General features: G+C 30.7%; 16 protein-coding genes, 1 tRNA gene and 1 pseudogene. 10 read left to right on the top strand and 8 right to left on the bottom strand.

The features are described from left to right. The first annotated feature begins 73 nt into the window (after positions 1 to 73). Entirely contained in the window at positions 74 to 634 is a 561-nt protein-coding gene (locus tag HUE53_RS09060) for a Crp/Fnr family transcriptional regulator (RefSeq protein ID WP_014164144.1), read from the top strand. Positions 635 to 704: 70 nt separating this feature from the next. On the opposite strand, the gene HUE53_RS09055 is transcribed toward HUE53_RS09060, so the two are convergent. The 3 genes from HUE53_RS09055 to rplU form a co-directional block, all read right to left on the bottom strand. Beyond that, positions 705 to 1,157 carry a 6-pyruvoyl trahydropterin synthase family protein gene (locus tag HUE53_RS09055; RefSeq protein WP_014164143.1) on the bottom strand — a complete coding sequence of 151 codons (453 nt, stop codon included), beginning with the start codon at positions 1,155 to 1,157 and terminating at the stop codon, positions 705 to 707. Positions 1,158 to 1,233: 76 nt separating this feature from the next. Further along, positions 1,234 to 1,494 carry a 50S ribosomal protein L27 gene (rpmA, locus tag HUE53_RS09050; protein WP_014164142.1) on the bottom strand — a complete coding sequence of 87 codons (261 nt, stop codon included), beginning with the start codon at positions 1,492 to 1,494 and terminating at the stop codon, positions 1,234 to 1,236. 25 nt (positions 1,495 to 1,519) lie between these two features. Beyond that, complete coding sequence (gene rplU, locus HUE53_RS09045; RefSeq protein WP_014164141.1) at positions 1,520 to 1,948, bottom strand: 50S ribosomal protein L21; 429 nt, start codon at positions 1,946 to 1,948, stop codon at positions 1,520 to 1,522. A gap of 203 nt (positions 1,949 to 2,151) precedes the next feature. On the opposite strand from rplU, the gene HUE53_RS09040 reads away from it, so the two are divergent. The 8 genes from HUE53_RS09040 to HUE53_RS09005 all read left to right on the top strand — a co-directional run bounded on the left by HUE53_RS09040 (position 2,152) and on the right by HUE53_RS09005 (position 10,320). After that, entirely contained in the window at positions 2,152 to 3,453 is a 1,302-nt protein-coding gene (locus HUE53_RS09040; RefSeq protein ID WP_065213787.1) for a M16 family metallopeptidase, read from the top strand. Next, a complete protein-coding gene (locus HUE53_RS09035) occupies positions 3,450 to 4,814 on the top strand; it encodes a M16 family metallopeptidase (protein ID WP_065213788.1) in 1,365 nt (454 codons plus the stop codon). Before HUE53_RS09040 ends, HUE53_RS09035 begins: the two co-directional genes overlap by 4 nt. 238 nt (positions 4,815 to 5,052) lie before the next feature. Then, positions 5,053 to 5,823, top strand: coding sequence for a TatD family hydrolase (locus HUE53_RS09030; protein WP_014165152.1), 771 nt, complete (start codon positions 5,053 to 5,055; stop codon positions 5,821 to 5,823). Positions 5,824 to 5,936: 113 nt separating this feature from the next. Next, positions 5,937 to 7,073 carry a 1-acyl-sn-glycerol-3-phosphate acyltransferase gene (locus HUE53_RS09025; RefSeq protein WP_065213789.1) on the top strand — a complete coding sequence of 379 codons (1,137 nt, stop codon included), beginning with the start codon at positions 5,937 to 5,939 and terminating at the stop codon, positions 7,071 to 7,073. Next, complete coding sequence (locus HUE53_RS09020; RefSeq protein ID WP_065213790.1) at positions 7,057 to 8,091, top strand: asparaginase; 1,035 nt, start codon at positions 7,057 to 7,059, stop codon at positions 8,089 to 8,091. The genes HUE53_RS09025 and HUE53_RS09020 overlap by 17 nt, the downstream gene beginning before the upstream one ends. A 7-nt stretch (positions 8,092 to 8,098) precedes the next feature. Continuing rightward, positions 8,099 to 8,185 (top strand) — tRNA-Ser (locus tag HUE53_RS09015). A 799-nt stretch (positions 8,186 to 8,984) separates the two neighbouring features. Further along, the gene (locus HUE53_RS09010; RefSeq protein WP_014165862.1) at positions 8,985 to 9,368 is read left to right on the top strand and encodes an ISAon1 family transposase N-terminal region protein; all 384 of its coding nucleotides are present in this window, start codon (positions 8,985 to 8,987) and stop codon (positions 9,366 to 9,368) included. After that, the gene (locus HUE53_RS09005; protein WP_454951481.1) at positions 9,361 to 10,320 is read left to right on the top strand and encodes an ISAon1 family transposase; all 960 of its coding nucleotides are present in this window, start codon (positions 9,361 to 9,363) and stop codon (positions 10,318 to 10,320) included. Before HUE53_RS09010 ends, HUE53_RS09005 begins: the two co-directional genes overlap by 8 nt. Positions 10,321 to 10,604: 284 nt before the next feature. On the opposite strand, the gene HUE53_RS09000 is transcribed toward HUE53_RS09005, so the two are convergent. The 3 genes from HUE53_RS09000 to HUE53_RS08990 form a co-directional block, all read right to left on the bottom strand. Further along, entirely contained in the window at positions 10,605 to 12,281 is a 1,677-nt protein-coding gene (locus HUE53_RS09000) for a thiol-activated cytolysin family protein (RefSeq protein WP_065213791.1), read from the bottom strand. 345 nt (positions 12,282 to 12,626) lie between these two features. Continuing rightward, complete coding sequence (locus HUE53_RS08995; protein WP_192188426.1) at positions 12,627 to 13,238, bottom strand: IS630 family transposase; 612 nt, start codon at positions 13,236 to 13,238, stop codon at positions 12,627 to 12,629. Further along, complete coding sequence (locus HUE53_RS08990) at positions 13,198 to 13,695, bottom strand: helix-turn-helix domain-containing protein (RefSeq protein ID WP_107317589.1); 498 nt, start codon at positions 13,693 to 13,695, stop codon at positions 13,198 to 13,200. Before HUE53_RS08990 ends, HUE53_RS08995 begins: the two co-directional genes overlap by 41 nt. Positions 13,696 to 13,733: 38 nt before the next feature. On the opposite strand from HUE53_RS08990, the pseudogene HUE53_RS08985 reads away from it, so the two are divergent. Continuing rightward, positions 13,734 to 13,958 (top strand): annotated as a pseudogene (locus tag HUE53_RS08985) (IS982 family transposase); the annotation flags it as partial. Between the two features lie 288 nt (positions 13,959 to 14,246). On the opposite strand, the gene HUE53_RS08980 reads toward HUE53_RS08985, so the two are convergent. Beyond that, on the bottom strand, positions 14,247 to 14,963 hold the full coding sequence (locus HUE53_RS08980; protein WP_014166749.1) for a geranylgeranylglyceryl/heptaprenylglyceryl phosphate synthase: 717 nt from the start codon (positions 14,961 to 14,963) through the stop codon (positions 14,247 to 14,249). A 125-nt stretch (positions 14,964 to 15,088) separates the two neighbouring features. Then, a complete protein-coding gene (locus HUE53_RS08975) occupies positions 15,089 to 15,730 on the bottom strand; it encodes a 4'-phosphopantetheinyl transferase family protein (RefSeq protein WP_065213792.1) in 642 nt (213 codons plus the stop codon). Between the last annotated feature and the right edge of the window lie 30 nt (positions 15,731 to 15,760).

Below are 15,760 nucleotides of genomic sequence, written 5' to 3'. Positions count from 1 at the left end.
AAAACTAAACAGTGAAGACGTTTCAAAGTATTGGAACGTCTTTTTTTTATATTTTTGTAAAAACGCTGTGAATATGGATTTGATTGAGGAACTAAAGAAGCATATAAAATTTGATAATGAAATTGAACGTTTTTTAAAAGAAGAATGCAAAACTAGAAGCTTTAAAAAAGGTGATATATTGAGCCAGCACAATCAATTCAACCATACTGTTTTTTTTGTAAACGAAGGTTTACTAAGAATGTTCTATTTTGAAAATGGTAAAGATATTACCACAAACTTTTATGCTGAAGGAAAGATAACTGCCAATATTGATACTCTTTTTGAAAACAAACCCACTCGTTATAACATAGAAGCTTTGGAAAATTGTATCATTACAACTTGCAATTATGAAAAATTAGAAGAATTATGCATGAACTCTCTAACAGCCGCTAATTTCAGTCGGTATATTTTAGGAAAATTCATGCTTCAAATGTCTAAAAGGATCTCTTCACTTCAATATATGACAGCCAAAGAGAAGTACATACAACTCTTAGAAGAAAATAGAAACATTATTCAAAGAGTTCCCTTAGGTATGATTGCCTCCTTTTTAGGAATATCACAAGAAACTTTAAGTCGCATAAGAAGCACTATTTGATTTTGTACTACTTATGCTTTCTATTTCTTTTAAAACTCTTATCGTCTTATAAAAAACAAGGAGCTTCTTTTTATAGATTATCACTTGCGTACCATTCTGCAAAAGAGCTTTCTGTTTCTTGTAATCGCAATGAATGCAGCTTAATTTGAGAGGGCAGATGTTTTGAAATTTTAGCGGCAAAATCAATTACCATATTTTCACTAGTAGGTTGATAATCTACTAATATAACATGATGTCCTCTTTGTTTTAATTCATTTGCTAATTCTATGTGTGGTGTAGTTGCATTAAAAACCGTGGCATGATCAAAGACATCTACGATTTCATCTTTCACTATTTTTTTTAAATCCGAAAAATCAATAACCATTCCATATTTTACATTTTCCCTATCCGCTATAGGACTTCCAATAACGGTTACAGAAAGCTTATAGCTATGACCGTGTACATTTTTACACTTACCATCATACCCATAAAGAGCATGTCCTGTTTCAAAATTAAACTGTTTCGTAATTCTAATTTTACTCATAATAAAAATAAAAAGCAAAGGTATAAAAAAAGCGCTCGCTATGCGAACGCTCTGGATTTTTATTGTTCTATAAAGACTATGCTTCAAAAGGAACTACAGAAACATAAGACTTGTTGTCTTTCTTTTTCTGAAATGCTACAACACCGTCAACTTTAGCGTGTAAAGTATGATCTTTACCCATATAAACGTTTTCACCAGCATTGTGTTTTGAACCTCTTTGTCTTACAATGATGTTCCCTGCAAGAGCAGCCTGACCACCAAAAATCTTAACACCTAAACGTTTCGATTCTGATTCTCTACCATTCTTAGAACTACCGACACCTTTCTTGTGAGCCATGATGTAATGGTTTTAAAAGTTAATATTATTCGTTAGTATCTTCTTTTTTAGCTTTAGGAGCTCTTTTTTTAGGAGCTGCCTCTTCAGTAGCTACTTCTGCTTTAGGAGCTGCTTCTTTTTTAGGAGCTGCTTTTTTTGCACCACTAGCAGATATACCTTCTACTAAAATTTGAGTAAGATACTGTCTGTGACCGTTTCTTTTTTTGTAACCTTTTCTTCTTTTCTTTTTGAAAACGATTACTTTGTCACCTTTTAAGTGTTGTAATACTTTTGCTTCTACTGAAGCACCTTCTATAGCTGGGGCGCCTAAAGTTACGTTTCCGTTATCATCTAATAAAAGAACTTTGTCAAAAGTAACTTTTGAACCTTCTTCATTAGCTAGACGGTGTACGAATACTTTTTGGTCTTTGCTTACTTTAAATTGTTGCCCTGCTATCTCTACGATTGCGTACATAACAATAATGGTTTATTAATTTTTAAGTTTGCAAATATACAATTTCTTTCGTAATCAACAACTTATCATTTGAAAAAATATAAATATCTATAAAAAACACTAATCCCTTTTAGCACAATCATTTAAAAATGTATTTTTGGTATCTATTATGTGAAAAATATTTTTCTATAATCATAACTTATAGTACTTTTTAAAACTTGCCTATGCGCACACTTGATACATCGCCTTTAGGAGGCGCACTTCAAAACACCCCACTACGTTTTACTCTTTATACCTTAGAAAACGGATTAGACGTTATTTTATATCCCGACCATACCATTCCAGCAGTAGTTACATCTATAATGTACCATGTAGGCTCAAAAGATGACCCAGAAAACAGAAAAGGCTTTGCTCATTTCTTTGAACATCTTCTTTTTGAAGGCACTCAAAATATAGCAAGAGGAGAATGGTTTAAATTAGTTTCAGCCAATGGAGGCACAAACAATGCTAATACCAATGATGATAGAACTTATTATTACGAAATGTTTCCTTCACACCAATTAGAACTTGCTCTATGGATGGAGTCAGAACGCTTACGTCATGCTATTATCAATCAAATAGGAGTTGACACACAAAAAGAAGTAGTAAAGGAAGAAAAAAAAATGCGTTATGACAATCGTCCTTATGGCCAATTATTAGCACAAGTTAAAAAACATCTTTTTCCAACCCATCCTTATCAGAATACAACCATTGGAGAAATAAAAGATATTGAAGCTTCTACCCTAACGGAGTTCCAAAACTTTTACACAAGATATTACACTCCTAATAATGCCGTTTTAGTAGTAGCGGGCCATTTTGAAACTGAACAAACAAAAAACTGGATTCTAAAATATTTTGGCTCTATTGCTTCTGGCTCTAAAATTGAACGCCAGAAGATAATTGAAGATCCTATCAAAAACACCCTTTTTGCCGAATATCAGGACGAAAACATACAAATTCCTATGTTAGTCCTTGCTTATCGTACTGCTTCTATGAAGGAAAAAGATTCAAGAGTATTAGACTTTATTTCTAGTTATTTTAGCGACGGACAAAGTTCTAAACTCTATAAAAAATTAGTAGATAAAAAAAAGATGGCACTTCAAGTTGGTGCTTTCAACCTTTCTTTGGAAGATTATGGGTTATACATTATTTACGCCCTACCTATGAATGGAATTGATTTAAATGATCTAAAGAAAGAAATTGATGAAGAAATACAACAATTACAAAAAAATCCTATTTCTGATCACGATTTCTTAAAATTAAAAAACAAATACCAAAACCATCTGATTGACAATAAAGCTAATTTAGAAACCATTGCTCATGATTTAGCTACTTTTCATCTCTTATACAAAAACATCCACTTAATCAATACTGAATTTGACTTATTAGACAATATTAACCAACAAGAAATTCAATTAATTAGCAAAAAATACCTAAACCCCAATCAACGATTAGAATTAATATATAAGCCTAAAAACACACTATGAATTTAGATTTAAACATACAACCTCTGGCAGGCATACTTCCTGAGTTATATTTCCAAGAACCCAATCGTTTTGAACTCTCTAATGGTTTAAAAGTTTTGGTTGTTGAAAATCATAAACTCCCTCGTGTTTCTCTACACTTACAAATCGACAGAGATCTTTTTACGGAAGGTAACAAAAAAGGGGTGGATGCACTTACCTCCTCCTTACTAGGCAAAGGCTCAAAAAAAATATCTAAAGAAAATTTTTATGAAGAAACTGATTTATTAGGTTTCGAACTCTATTTACATTCTACTGGAGGGAAAGCCGTGGGTTTATCAAAATATGCAGGTCGCATGATAGAACTCTTCGCACAAGCTCTTTTATTTCCTAATTTCACACAAGAAGAACTGGAAAAAGAACGTTTAAAAATGATAGAAGCATTACGATCAAACGAAAAAAATGTTCAAAATACGCTGACTAAAATAGAAAACGCATTAATATTTGGTCCTTCTCATCCAAAAGGTGAATTTATAACCGAAGATACCTTAAAAAATGTGTCACTTGCTGATATACAAAACAATTACAATACCTCTTTTAGGCCCCAAGATGCTTATCTGATAATTATCGGTGATATTCAATTGGATGTTGTCAAAGAAAAAATTAGATCTGAATTTTCTGATTGGTCGAAAAATAGTTCGCCCACACAAATCCTCTCCATTCCCCCAACAATTGATACGACTGAAATCAATTGGGTTAATCTTCCCAATGCTGTTCAAACAGAAATTAGTGTTGTAAATACCATTCATTTCCCCATGAATAGTCCCGATTATTTTTCAGTTATCATGGCTAATCAAATTTTAGGCGGAGGTGCTGATGGTCGTTTGTTTCTAAATTTAAGAGAAGACAAAGGCTGGACTTATGGCGCTTACTCTTCTGTATCGGCAAGTAAAACTACAACAAAATTTAAAGTTTCAACACAAGTTCGTAACGAAGTAGTTGCTAACGCTATTGATGAAATAGTAAAAGAAATTCAAAAATTACGGAATGAATTAGTAAATGACTCGGAATTATCATTAGTCAAATCAAAATATATTGGTCATTTTATTATGCAATCTCAAAAATCAGAATCTATAGCCCGCTACGCTCTAAATCGTGAAATTCAAAAACTTCCTCATGATTTTTATCGGAATTACATTCAACAAATAAATGCTGTACAACCTGAAGATATTCTTCGAGTAGCTCAAAAATATTTTTTAGCAGATAATTGTTTAATTGTTATTGTAGGCAATGGAAATGAAATAAAACAGGAGCTTTTTAACACCCAATACAAAGTAAAAGAATTTGATAGTAATTGCAATCTATTAAGTTCTGATTATTCCTAAAACCTAAATTTCGCGTGAGATTCGAAGTGAACATCTGATCAGTAAGTCTATTTATCATCTAAATGATCGTAAAAATAGTATTTACTTTTCCATTTCAAATAGATTGTTGGTCTTTCCTTAAGTAAACACAACGAATTCGAGTCTCATTGAATACAAAAGCAGGTTTTGGATCTTAAATGATCATTTTTCAATTTGTTATAGAAAAAGTAACTTTGCTTGATTAAAAAAATTAAAAATTATGATTCTTACTGATACCCATACCCATTTATATTCATCTCAATTTGCCGACGATCGTTCTGAAAGCATTCAAAGAGCAATAGCCCTCGGAGTTAATCGTTTTTTTATTCCTGCCATTGATTCTAGCTATTTACAAAAAATGTATGATCTAGAAAAAGAATATCCTGAAAATGTTTTTCTAATGATGGGACTGCATCCTTGTTATGTAAAACCCGAAAGCTATGAACAAGAATTAGCCCTAGTAGAAGAAGAGTTAACCAAAAGAAAATTTTATGCAATTGGTGAAATTGGCATTGATTTATACTGGGACAAATCAACTTTAGAAATTCAAAAGAAAGTCTTTAGACACCAAATACAATTAGCAAAGAAACACAAGCTTCCTATTAACATTCATTGTCGTGATGCGTTTGATGAAATATTTGAAGTATTAGAATTAGAAAAAGGAAGCGAACTTTTTGGCATTTTTCATTGTTTTACAGGAACTTATGAACAAGCATTAAAAGCTATCAACTATGGTTTAAAATTAGGTATTGGGGGAGTAGTTACTTTTAAAAACGGACAAATTGATCAGTTTTTAAATCAAATTGATCTTCAACATATAGTATTAGAAACGGACGCTCCTTATCTAGCTCCTACACCTCATAGAGGAAAAAGAAATGAAAGCGGATATATTACATTAGTTGCACAAAAATTAGCTGCAATTTATAATTGTACTCTTGAAGAAATAGCCTCTATAACAACTCAAAATTCTAAGGAAATATTTGGTATTTAACATTTTAAGATACAAAAGAAAATATAAAATAGGATAACTATTCGGTTTTTAGTATTTCTTTATTCAAATTTGTTTATTTTTTTGTTCATTTGTATTAGAAAATTGAATTTGCAATGCCAAAATTTGATGCTATAAGACCGTATTATGATGCTGAAGTAAATCAGGCATTACGAAACGCGGCAAATCATCCTATTATAAAAGAAATCATGAATTTTGCTTTTCCAAATGTAGAAGACAACATTTGGAAAGAGCAGTTGTTACGAACACATTCAATTCGTGATTTCCAATGTAATTTTTTATACCAAGCTATAAAAAAAATAGTTGAAAAGAGTTCAGATGGGCTGAGTACTTCTGGATTTGAAAAATTAGAACCTAATACTTCTTATCTTTTCATATCTAACCATCGTGATATCATACTTGATACTTCTTTACTTAATCTTTCCTTATTTGACCATGGTCTTGTCATGACGGCATCGGCAATAGGCGACAATTTAGTTAAAAAAGATTTTTTACGCTCATTATCACGTTTAAATCGCAATTTTATTGTTCAAAGAGGATTGCCTCCTAGAGAGCTTCTACAAAGCTCACAATTAATGTCTGAATATATAAGACATTTGTTATTACGCGAAAACCGGTCCGTTTGGATAGCACAAAGAGAAGGGAGAACTAAAGACGGACATGATGCCACCCAAACAGGCGTATTAAAAATGTTAGCCATGGCTGCTGGCGAACAAAACGTTTTAGAATATTTTAAACAAATTAAAATCGTTCCCGTTTCTATTTCTTACGAATACGACCCAACCGATGCTCTAAAGATGCCACAACTAATGGCAGAGGCTAATAACGAAATATATCAAAAAAGTTCTAATGAGGACTTTAATAACATTCTAAGGGGTATCATAGGTCAAAAAAAACACATTCATATTCATATAGGCAACATACTCGATTCTGAACTAGATCGTATTCAATCTGAAAATTCAAATAGCAATAAACAAATTCAAGAAGTTGTTAAAACCATAGATGCCTCTATCCTTCAATCGTATCATTTGTGGCCTACGAACTATATTGCTTATGATTTACTTTTTAAATCCAAACAATTTGAATCAAAATATAGCCCACAAGAGAAATCTCTTTTTGAAAGACGTTTAGAAATGCGTATTGATAGTAAGAATCAAAAAATGATGGAAAACTTCTTGGCTATGTATGCTAATCCAGTGGTTAATAAATTAAAGTATGAGCAGAATCTCTAAACCCAGCATATTACTAATTTATACTGGAGGTACTATTGGCATGGTAAAAGATGCCGAAACAGGCGCATTAAAAGCCTTTAACTTTAATAAATTACTAAAAAACATACCTGAATTAAAACTATTAGATTGTAATATAGCCACCATTTCCTTTGAAAACCCTATAGATTCTTCAAATATGAATGTAGAAGGATGGGTAAAAATAGCTCAAATTATAGAAACCCATTATAATCAGTATGAGGGTTTTGTGGTTTTGCATGGCTCAGATACTATGTCCTATTCTGCTTCTGCTCTTAGCTTCATGTTAGAAAACTTAGGGAAACCTGTAATTTTTACAGGCTCACAATTACCTATAGGCGATTTAAGAACCGATGCAAAGGAAAATTTAATAACCGCCATCCAAATTGCTTCTTTGCAAGAAAAGGAAAAACCTATTATATCAGAAGTCTGCTTGTATTTTGAATACAAACTCTATAGAGGTAATCGTACTACAAAAATAAGCGCAGAGCACTTTAATGCCTTTATCTCACCAAACTTCCCTTTTTTGGCTGAGTCTGGAGTTCACTTAAAAGTTAATGAAGAATACCTTCTAAAAAAAAATCCAAACAACAAACTACAGGTTAACACTCAATTTGACACCCATGTTGCCATCGTAAAGATGTTTCCTGGTATATCAGAATCCGTTATTAATGCTATTCTATCAATCCCTCACCTCAAAGGCATTGTATTGGAAACCTACGGATCAGGCAACGCACCTACTTTGGATTGGTTTATTAATTTATTGGATCAAGCTATACAAAAAGGAATTCACATTGTTAATGTAACCCAATGTTCAGGTGGTAGTGTTAGTATGGGACATTATGAAGTAAGTTCACAACTAAAACAAATAGGCGTAATTTCGGGAAAAGATATAACTACAGAAGCTGCCATAACAAAATTAATGTTTTTATTAGGTCAAAATATTGGATTTTCCATTTTTAAAACTATCTTTGAGTCGCCTATTCGAGGTGAAATGGAATAGCAAAACTAGAGAGGTGTCCGAGTGGTTGAAGGAGCAAGCCTGGAAAGTTTGTATGTGGGTAACTGCATCGAGGGTTCGAATCCCTTCCTCTCTGCTAGAAAGTTAAAAACCCCTTATTTTACTAGGCTTTAGAAGAGAAAACAATAAAGCCTTGTGTCAAATTTGAGTCAACAATTTTACGGTGTTAAAAAATCATTTTTAGTGCTGTAAAAAAACGAAAAAAATTGAAAACTCGATAAATCAAGTAAAGGTTACGGCTTTTATAGACTACAAACCTGCCGAACTAAAAGTAAACAAAGAATGGATTATCGTTTATTATTCTAAAAATCCCACTCATAAGAAACTTGAACGTCAAAGAGTAAAGTACCTATTTTAAAAGACAAAACCGAACGCTTACGTCATGCTAAAAAAATAGTACTCGAAATAAATAAAAAACTAGTGAATGGATGGTCTCCTTACCTCTCTGCTAATTAATTTTTAACATTTTAATTGGTTTAATAAAATTGTATTACCATTTGTAGCGAATCCCTAAAACAAAGTATTTTTAAATTAATCTTTTTACCACTTACTAGGAAAAACTCTAAAAGTATTAAATAATCCAAAAACAAAAAACCAAGAAAGACTTAACACAAGAGATTGTTTTTACTAACACAAAAGTTTTAGGCATCCTCGCAAACTATAAACGCTATAATCAGCAACAAGAAAACTTATAAATATTAAAAAGGTAAATATTCCTTATTCCTCTCTTTTTAGGTTGTATTTAACTAAAACAACAAACAAATTCTATCATGATCTAAATTTTAAGAATTTGTACCCTTTTTTTATTTTCATACATTTTGTTGGCTCACATAAAAAATATGGGGAGTAATTGTAAATTGCGACAAAAAAAGTAAATGGATTTTTCGATACTTTCTGCTTTTCTACCCGAAGAATTATTATGTCATTTTGATATTGTTGATTTTATAGAATTAGGAGATATTCAAACAAAAAAGGATTGCTTTTATATCTATCTTGATGAAAAGAACATTATTCCCGAAGGTTTCATTTCAGAGGAATATGAGTCAAAAGGCTTTTGTGAGCGTACTTTGATACAAGATTTTCCAATACGAGGAAAGGCTGTTTATTTAGGTATCAGAAGACGTAGGTGGCGAAATACAGTAGATAAGTCAGAAATTAAAAGCGATTATTCTTTTATTGCAGAAGGTTCCAAATTAACTGTTGAACTTTCGGATTTTTTAAAAGGTACAGGTAGAGACCCGAGAAGATACGATAAGTAACATTGCCAGTTATTATGGCATTAAAGCTGATTTACTGCGAAGACATTACAAAAAAAGAATCAGTGGTTTTACAAGTTGGAAACAGTTAGAACATGCCGAAAATTATCTGATTTACCCCGAAAATATTGGGGAGAATTTAAGTATTGATGAAGTAAGTTTGTCAAAAGGTGAACTTTATACTTTTGTAACCAATAAACAAGGAAGAGGCAAAAAGAAATCCTTAGTGGCGGTTATAAAAGGCACCAAAAGTCAGGACATTATTGATGTGGTTACTAAAATTCCACTTTCGCATAGAAAACAAGTAAAATCGATAACACTTGATATGGCAAACAATATGCAATCAGCATCAAGAATGTGTTTTCCTGAAAGTTACCTTGTCACAGACCGTTTCCATGTGGTAAAGTTGGTAATGGAAGCTCTCCAGCATTTAAGGATAAAATATCGCTGGGAGGAGATTGAAAAAGAGAATCAAGCTATCAAAAAAGCAAAGGAGCAAGCAATAAAATACATTCCAATAACTTTTGAAAACCAAGACACACCCAAACAACTATTGGCTCGATGTCGTTATATCATTGCCAAGAAACCCAACCAATGGACAGAAACCCAAAAAGTGCGAGCCCAAATATTGTTCCAACATTATCCTCTAATACATCAGGCATATAAACACACCCAAGAGTTTAGAAATATTTATGAATACACCTCAAAAGAAGAGGCTAAACAAAAAATATTGAATTGGATATCCAAAACCAAAGAATTAAAAATGACTGTCTTTAATACCGTTGCCAATAGTTTAAATTATCATTTGGAAACAATTGCAAACTTCTTCGTAAAAAGACATACAAACGCAAATGCTGAATCCTTTAACTCAAAAATAAAACTCTTTAGAGCTAATCAAAGAGGTGTGGTGGATACTAAATTCTTCCTCTTTAGAATGGAGAAACTTTTTGCTTAATCCCCAAAAAATTAATCTGAGCCATTTTGTTTCTGGATACATTCAATAAAAACGAACAAGGTTATCCTAAAAAGGACAACCTTGTTGTATTACTCTAAATTTTCATTTAGAATAAGAAAAAAAAAAATTAACTAGAATCTAAATAAATCAATTATTCTCCTAAGTAAAATCTTACTATTAAGGTGTTCCCAATTTAAATTGATAAATACCTCATTTTAGAGTAAAATCTGCACAAAAATATTATATGCAGATTTTAAAAAATTAACTATTTAAAATTCTTTATATTAGTTTATAACACTATTTCCTTTACCAGTAATCGTGAAATTAACATACGGTGCAGCTTTTGATTCAATAGTTCCTCTAATTCGAATATTATCTTGTATTTTTTCTATAGAAGGTCTCGTGCTATTGTAATTTAACTCTGTTTCTGTTATTTCTCTAAAATTAACTAAAACATTATTCGTTCTACCTGATTCAACGGGCGCATAGGTACCGAAACTTATTGTTTTATTATCAAATAAATATGAAATTTGGTTATATGTACCTTTTGAAGTACCATATTGATTAACAGCTAATAAATATCCATATCTTCCTGCTGGAATAGAAGTAGGTGGTAAGTTTGAAAAAGTACTACCAGACCAAGGAGTATAATTTTTTAATAGAATTTCTCTATCTGTGTTATTAAATATAATAATCTTAGCACAACTATTATAACCATATTCCGTTTTTAAGTCTTCAACTCTTTTTTTAGCTTCATCAAGCGTTTTTGCTGTATATACAGTTTCTTCACATTCTGAATAATTTGATATTCCATTAACGTTAATAGTCGCATCAAGGTTTGATTCAATATTTACAGCTGTGTATTCTATTGGGTATCCTGGATTATCTTTAGAAACATCTGCTCCATTCACCACAAAATCTCTTACTTTTTCAAAATTTCCTGCAAATGCTGAAAATGCTGCATCTAATCCACCAGAAGCACTACCTCCTAACTGTTTTGCATATACTTTTGTATTTTGTAATGTAGTAGAATATTTTAATTTTTGATCAACTGTTATACTTGCAGCTGGATTTTTATAAGCAAAATTTAAAGCTTGTTCCATATCAAAAGAACTTTCATCGGATTCGTAAACTAAAGTATATAATCTACCATAGGTTACAGATGATATATAGGCAGCTGGATTTCTTTCTCCTATATATTTATCAAATTCAGATCTCGGATACTCTTTTTTTATCCAACCAAAATCCCCTTGAAGTCCTGGTTTTGCAGATACTGATACGTTAAAGAATTTTTGTTTAAGCGTAACGGCATAATAAGTCTTGTTCTTTTTAAAGCTTAGCCCCAAACTCGCTGACAAACCTACAGCAGGCCCTGTATAACCAACACCTAAAGCTACTTGTAATTGTTTACTATCATACGTTCTTTGAATTTCAACAGCATAATTAGCAGGAAACTTAGTTCCTGATGTATAATATGAGTTTAATATTTTTTCTAAAGCATCTTGTACTTTACCTGCTGTTGGATTTTCTACCTCCTTACTTGATGATTTTGATTCACTAGATGAAAAAGCATCTACCTTCACCTCAATAGTATTTCTTCCTTTTGGATCAATAGGAATAGATGCTAAGTTTCCTGAAACAATAGTCCCACCTTGCACAATATTTCCTGGCCACAATAAATGAGTCGCTGCTCCTAATTTTGAAAAATTATCAAATGTTTTATTATAAGTTTCTTCAATCGTTTTACAACTCGCAGATCCTACTTGATCTGGTGGTGACGAAAGAATTCTTCTACTAATCTGTAATTCTGATTTAGGACCATCATGAATGCTTTCTTGTTTTAGATTTTTTCCATCCTTATCTGATTCATTCGCTGCAACATCTTCTTTATTACAACTTAGAACCGACAATTGCATTAATGCAAGCAATGTCCACTTGGCATTTAGTTTTAAAAAATTCATATATTTATTTATTTGTAATTATTCTACCTTATTTTCGTTACGTTTTATTTTTTTACAAAGATAATATTTTTTAATATAAAACATGTTTTTATAACATAATTAAGCTTTTTTTAACAATCGTCTTCTTTTAACAATAACAAATAGTTTAAAAAATATAAAATGCCATTTGTAAACAAAAAACATAATAAAACTATTTGTTATAAATAAAACCTTTTGTTTATATAATTGCAATATTACAACTTGCAATTACATTATTTAACCATGCATGATATAAAAAACAAATTATTGAATAATTAAAAACAATCATTTAAAGAGGTAGAAATTCAAAAACATTTATTACACCATTTAAATTTTAAAAATACTGTAAAAAGCTTTTATATAAAACTCATAGCCTGTTATTGATTTAATTAATTCATTCTCAGCTGTTTTGATCAATTCTTCCATTTTTTGATTTAATTCGGCTAGAGTATTATAAATTTTCATTGCAATTTTATCTTTCATCCATTGCCAGATTTTTTCAGCAGGGTTGAGTTCTGGACAATATGGAGGAATTGGTAACAGAAATATGTTCTGAGGAATTATTACATCTTTTGTGGAATGAAATGCTGCATTATCAATTATTATAATCTTTAATTCTGTTGGTTTGTGATTACTAAAATCTTCCAAATATTTTATAAATAATTCTTTACAAACACTCTGTGTTGTCATACAAAAACTCTCACCTGTTATGGGGGAAAAACTTCCCCAAAGCCAATTATAAAGATAACTGTGCTTATAGGTACCAATGGCTTTTATTCCTTTTGCCGTAATAACTCTTTTTTGTTTTGTGATCAACCCCAAGCGACTTTCATCTTGAAAATATAAGTTTACAGATTTAAAATTATTTTTATTAAGAATAATTCTACATTCTTCAAGCTTATTTACAAGGTTTTTTAAAAAACGCTTCCGCGTTTTCATCCTTTTTGTAATGGGATTTTCTTGCTATTTTTAACTTTGATTGATGTTTTCGTCTACAATGAGCGTATAAAGCTCCATAGTTAACCGTTTCGTTCAGTTCTGCTTCAAGTAATTTTAATAATTCTATATAAGATGTAATTGTTGTTTTTGGATCAGTCAATTTCTGCTCAATAGACTTAGCCATTTTATCTGATATTTGCTTAGTATTGTTTCCTCCACTTCTAACACATAACATTTCAGAAATACCTTTTTTTAAATAGTCTTGAACCCAAACTCTTACTGTCTTTTCCGTTCTCCCGAGCTTCTTAGCGATATCACTATAATAAACATATTTCCCTTTCTTAATTAGAATCAAAGTCTTTACTCGGTCTTTCTTCAAAGAGCCTGATGTCTTTACTAGTAATTTTTCTAAAAAATCAAGATCTTCATTTATTATTATTTGAATTTTCTTTGGCATACCTGAAATTATAAATTATTCTAGTAAAATTAAAATGATATAAACCTCAGTTTTATCAGTACAAAAAATTCAGAAAACGAATAGAAACTTTATTCTCTCAATTATGCGACCAATTCATGATAAGAAGAAATTACGCTAAGTCTTTCCAAGGATTTAAAACAAGAATTCTTTCGAAAATAACAACACTAACAACTATACAATATTTAAACAGATTCGTATTCAATAGAAATATCAATAATTTAAAAATTAATCTAATTCAATAATGCACTACGGATTAAATTATAATTTGTAGCACTATTTTATCTAAAGTCTATACAATGGGTATATAGTCATTTTAAATTTATAAAGAATAAAGAAAACCAATCTTTTCCCTAAAATTTCTTTACTTTATAACATTTAGCTAACAGTAAAACCAGAAACCGTTTGATACATTTATATTATAAGACATAAAAGAAGTATAATTAAGAGATTTCAATATGTAAACTATTTTCCCGAAATTATATAGTATGTCTTTAAAACTATAAATCTTTAATTCTAAAAAACAACTTGAATCAATCAAAAAAGTTCGAATCATTTTCAAATGCAGTACCTATTACAACCATATCTGCACCCGCTTGATACACTTCTTTAATTGCTTCTTTTGATCGAATTCCTCCTCCAACAATGATTGGTATTCTAAGACTTTTTGAGATTTTACGAATCATTTCTAATGGTACTTTTTCTAACGCTCCACTTCCTGCTTCTAGATACATAAGTTTGTTTCCTAAATACTCGCCTGCTTTAGCTGTTTTATAAGCTAAATTAATATCGTTTCTCTCTATAGGTTTTGTTTTACTTACTCGTTCAACGGCTGTTTCTTTCCCCCCATTTACTAAAATGTAACCTGTAGGAATAATTTCTAAATTCGAGTTTTCGAGCAAATCTATGGCATTAACATGATGTTCTATTAAATACTCGGGGTTACGTCCTGAAAGCAAGCTTAAAAACAATACACCGTCTGCTTCATGTGAAATTTGCGAAGGGTGTCCTGGAAAAATCAATATAGGTAAGTTACATTCTTTTTTTAATTCTATGATTAATTCATCTATAATCCAGTTTTTAACAATACTTCCTCCTATAAAAATATGAGTAGCTGGAGATTCATTAATTTTTTTTACTAGTCTATTAATATTGGACAGTTCTATTTTATCTGGATCGATTAAAATAGCTAATAACTTGTGTTTTCTCTTTTTTGCATTAAAAATAGACTCATAAACCGTAATTGACATCATTAATTAATTTAACTCTGTAAATTTAATCTTTTTTATTAAAACTAATATTTTACGAATATTACCATTATAATTCTATAGAAGAAGTCACAAAAAACAAGCAATATCTTTCATTAATTTCATTCTCAGGATCTATAAGCACAAACTAACATATAATCCTCTATAGAACAAAAATCAATATCAAAATCTTCAATTAAATTTTTAAAACGCAATTGCGCTTTACAATGATTGTCATGTAAGTTAAACACTTCTTCAAAAATATGATCAGGAAAACTAATGCCTACTTCATTTTTTATTTTAAATATAGATTCTTTTATTCCCCAAATAACAATCGCTTTTTGCATTTGTTCCTTTACTGAAAGATTTTCGATATGCTTCATATTCATATAACGAGGAGCTATACGAAGAACTTTTTCTTTTATCTTCTCTAAATCTATCCCTACGGGTTCATTGCTTAATGCCAGTGCTGAAAATTCTCCAGAATGAGAAATACTTACTTCTACTGCTGACTTATTCTTTTCTGATTTAAGTATAGGTTTACCACTAACATCATAATATAAATCATGATCTGTATAACCACAATATTGCAATAGCATTCGAACGCCTAAAAAACTTTTTCGGTGATTTTCAGAACTCATTTTTTCAAGTCGAGCAAGGGACTGATCTTTTAGCAATACGTTTTCAAATAATTGATTGTAAGTTTCTGTGGTTTTCCAAAGATATATGGTAGTGTCTTTTGAAAAATGTATTTCTTTATAAAAAGGCATCTTGAATCTTATTAATTCCTAAAATTTGTT

This window comes from Flavobacterium columnare (genome assembly GCF_014844295.1).
GTDB classification, from domain to species: domain Bacteria; phylum Bacteroidota; class Bacteroidia; order Flavobacteriales; family Flavobacteriaceae; genus Flavobacterium; species Flavobacterium columnare.
This window is presented reverse-complemented; position numbering and strand designations above follow the sequence as displayed.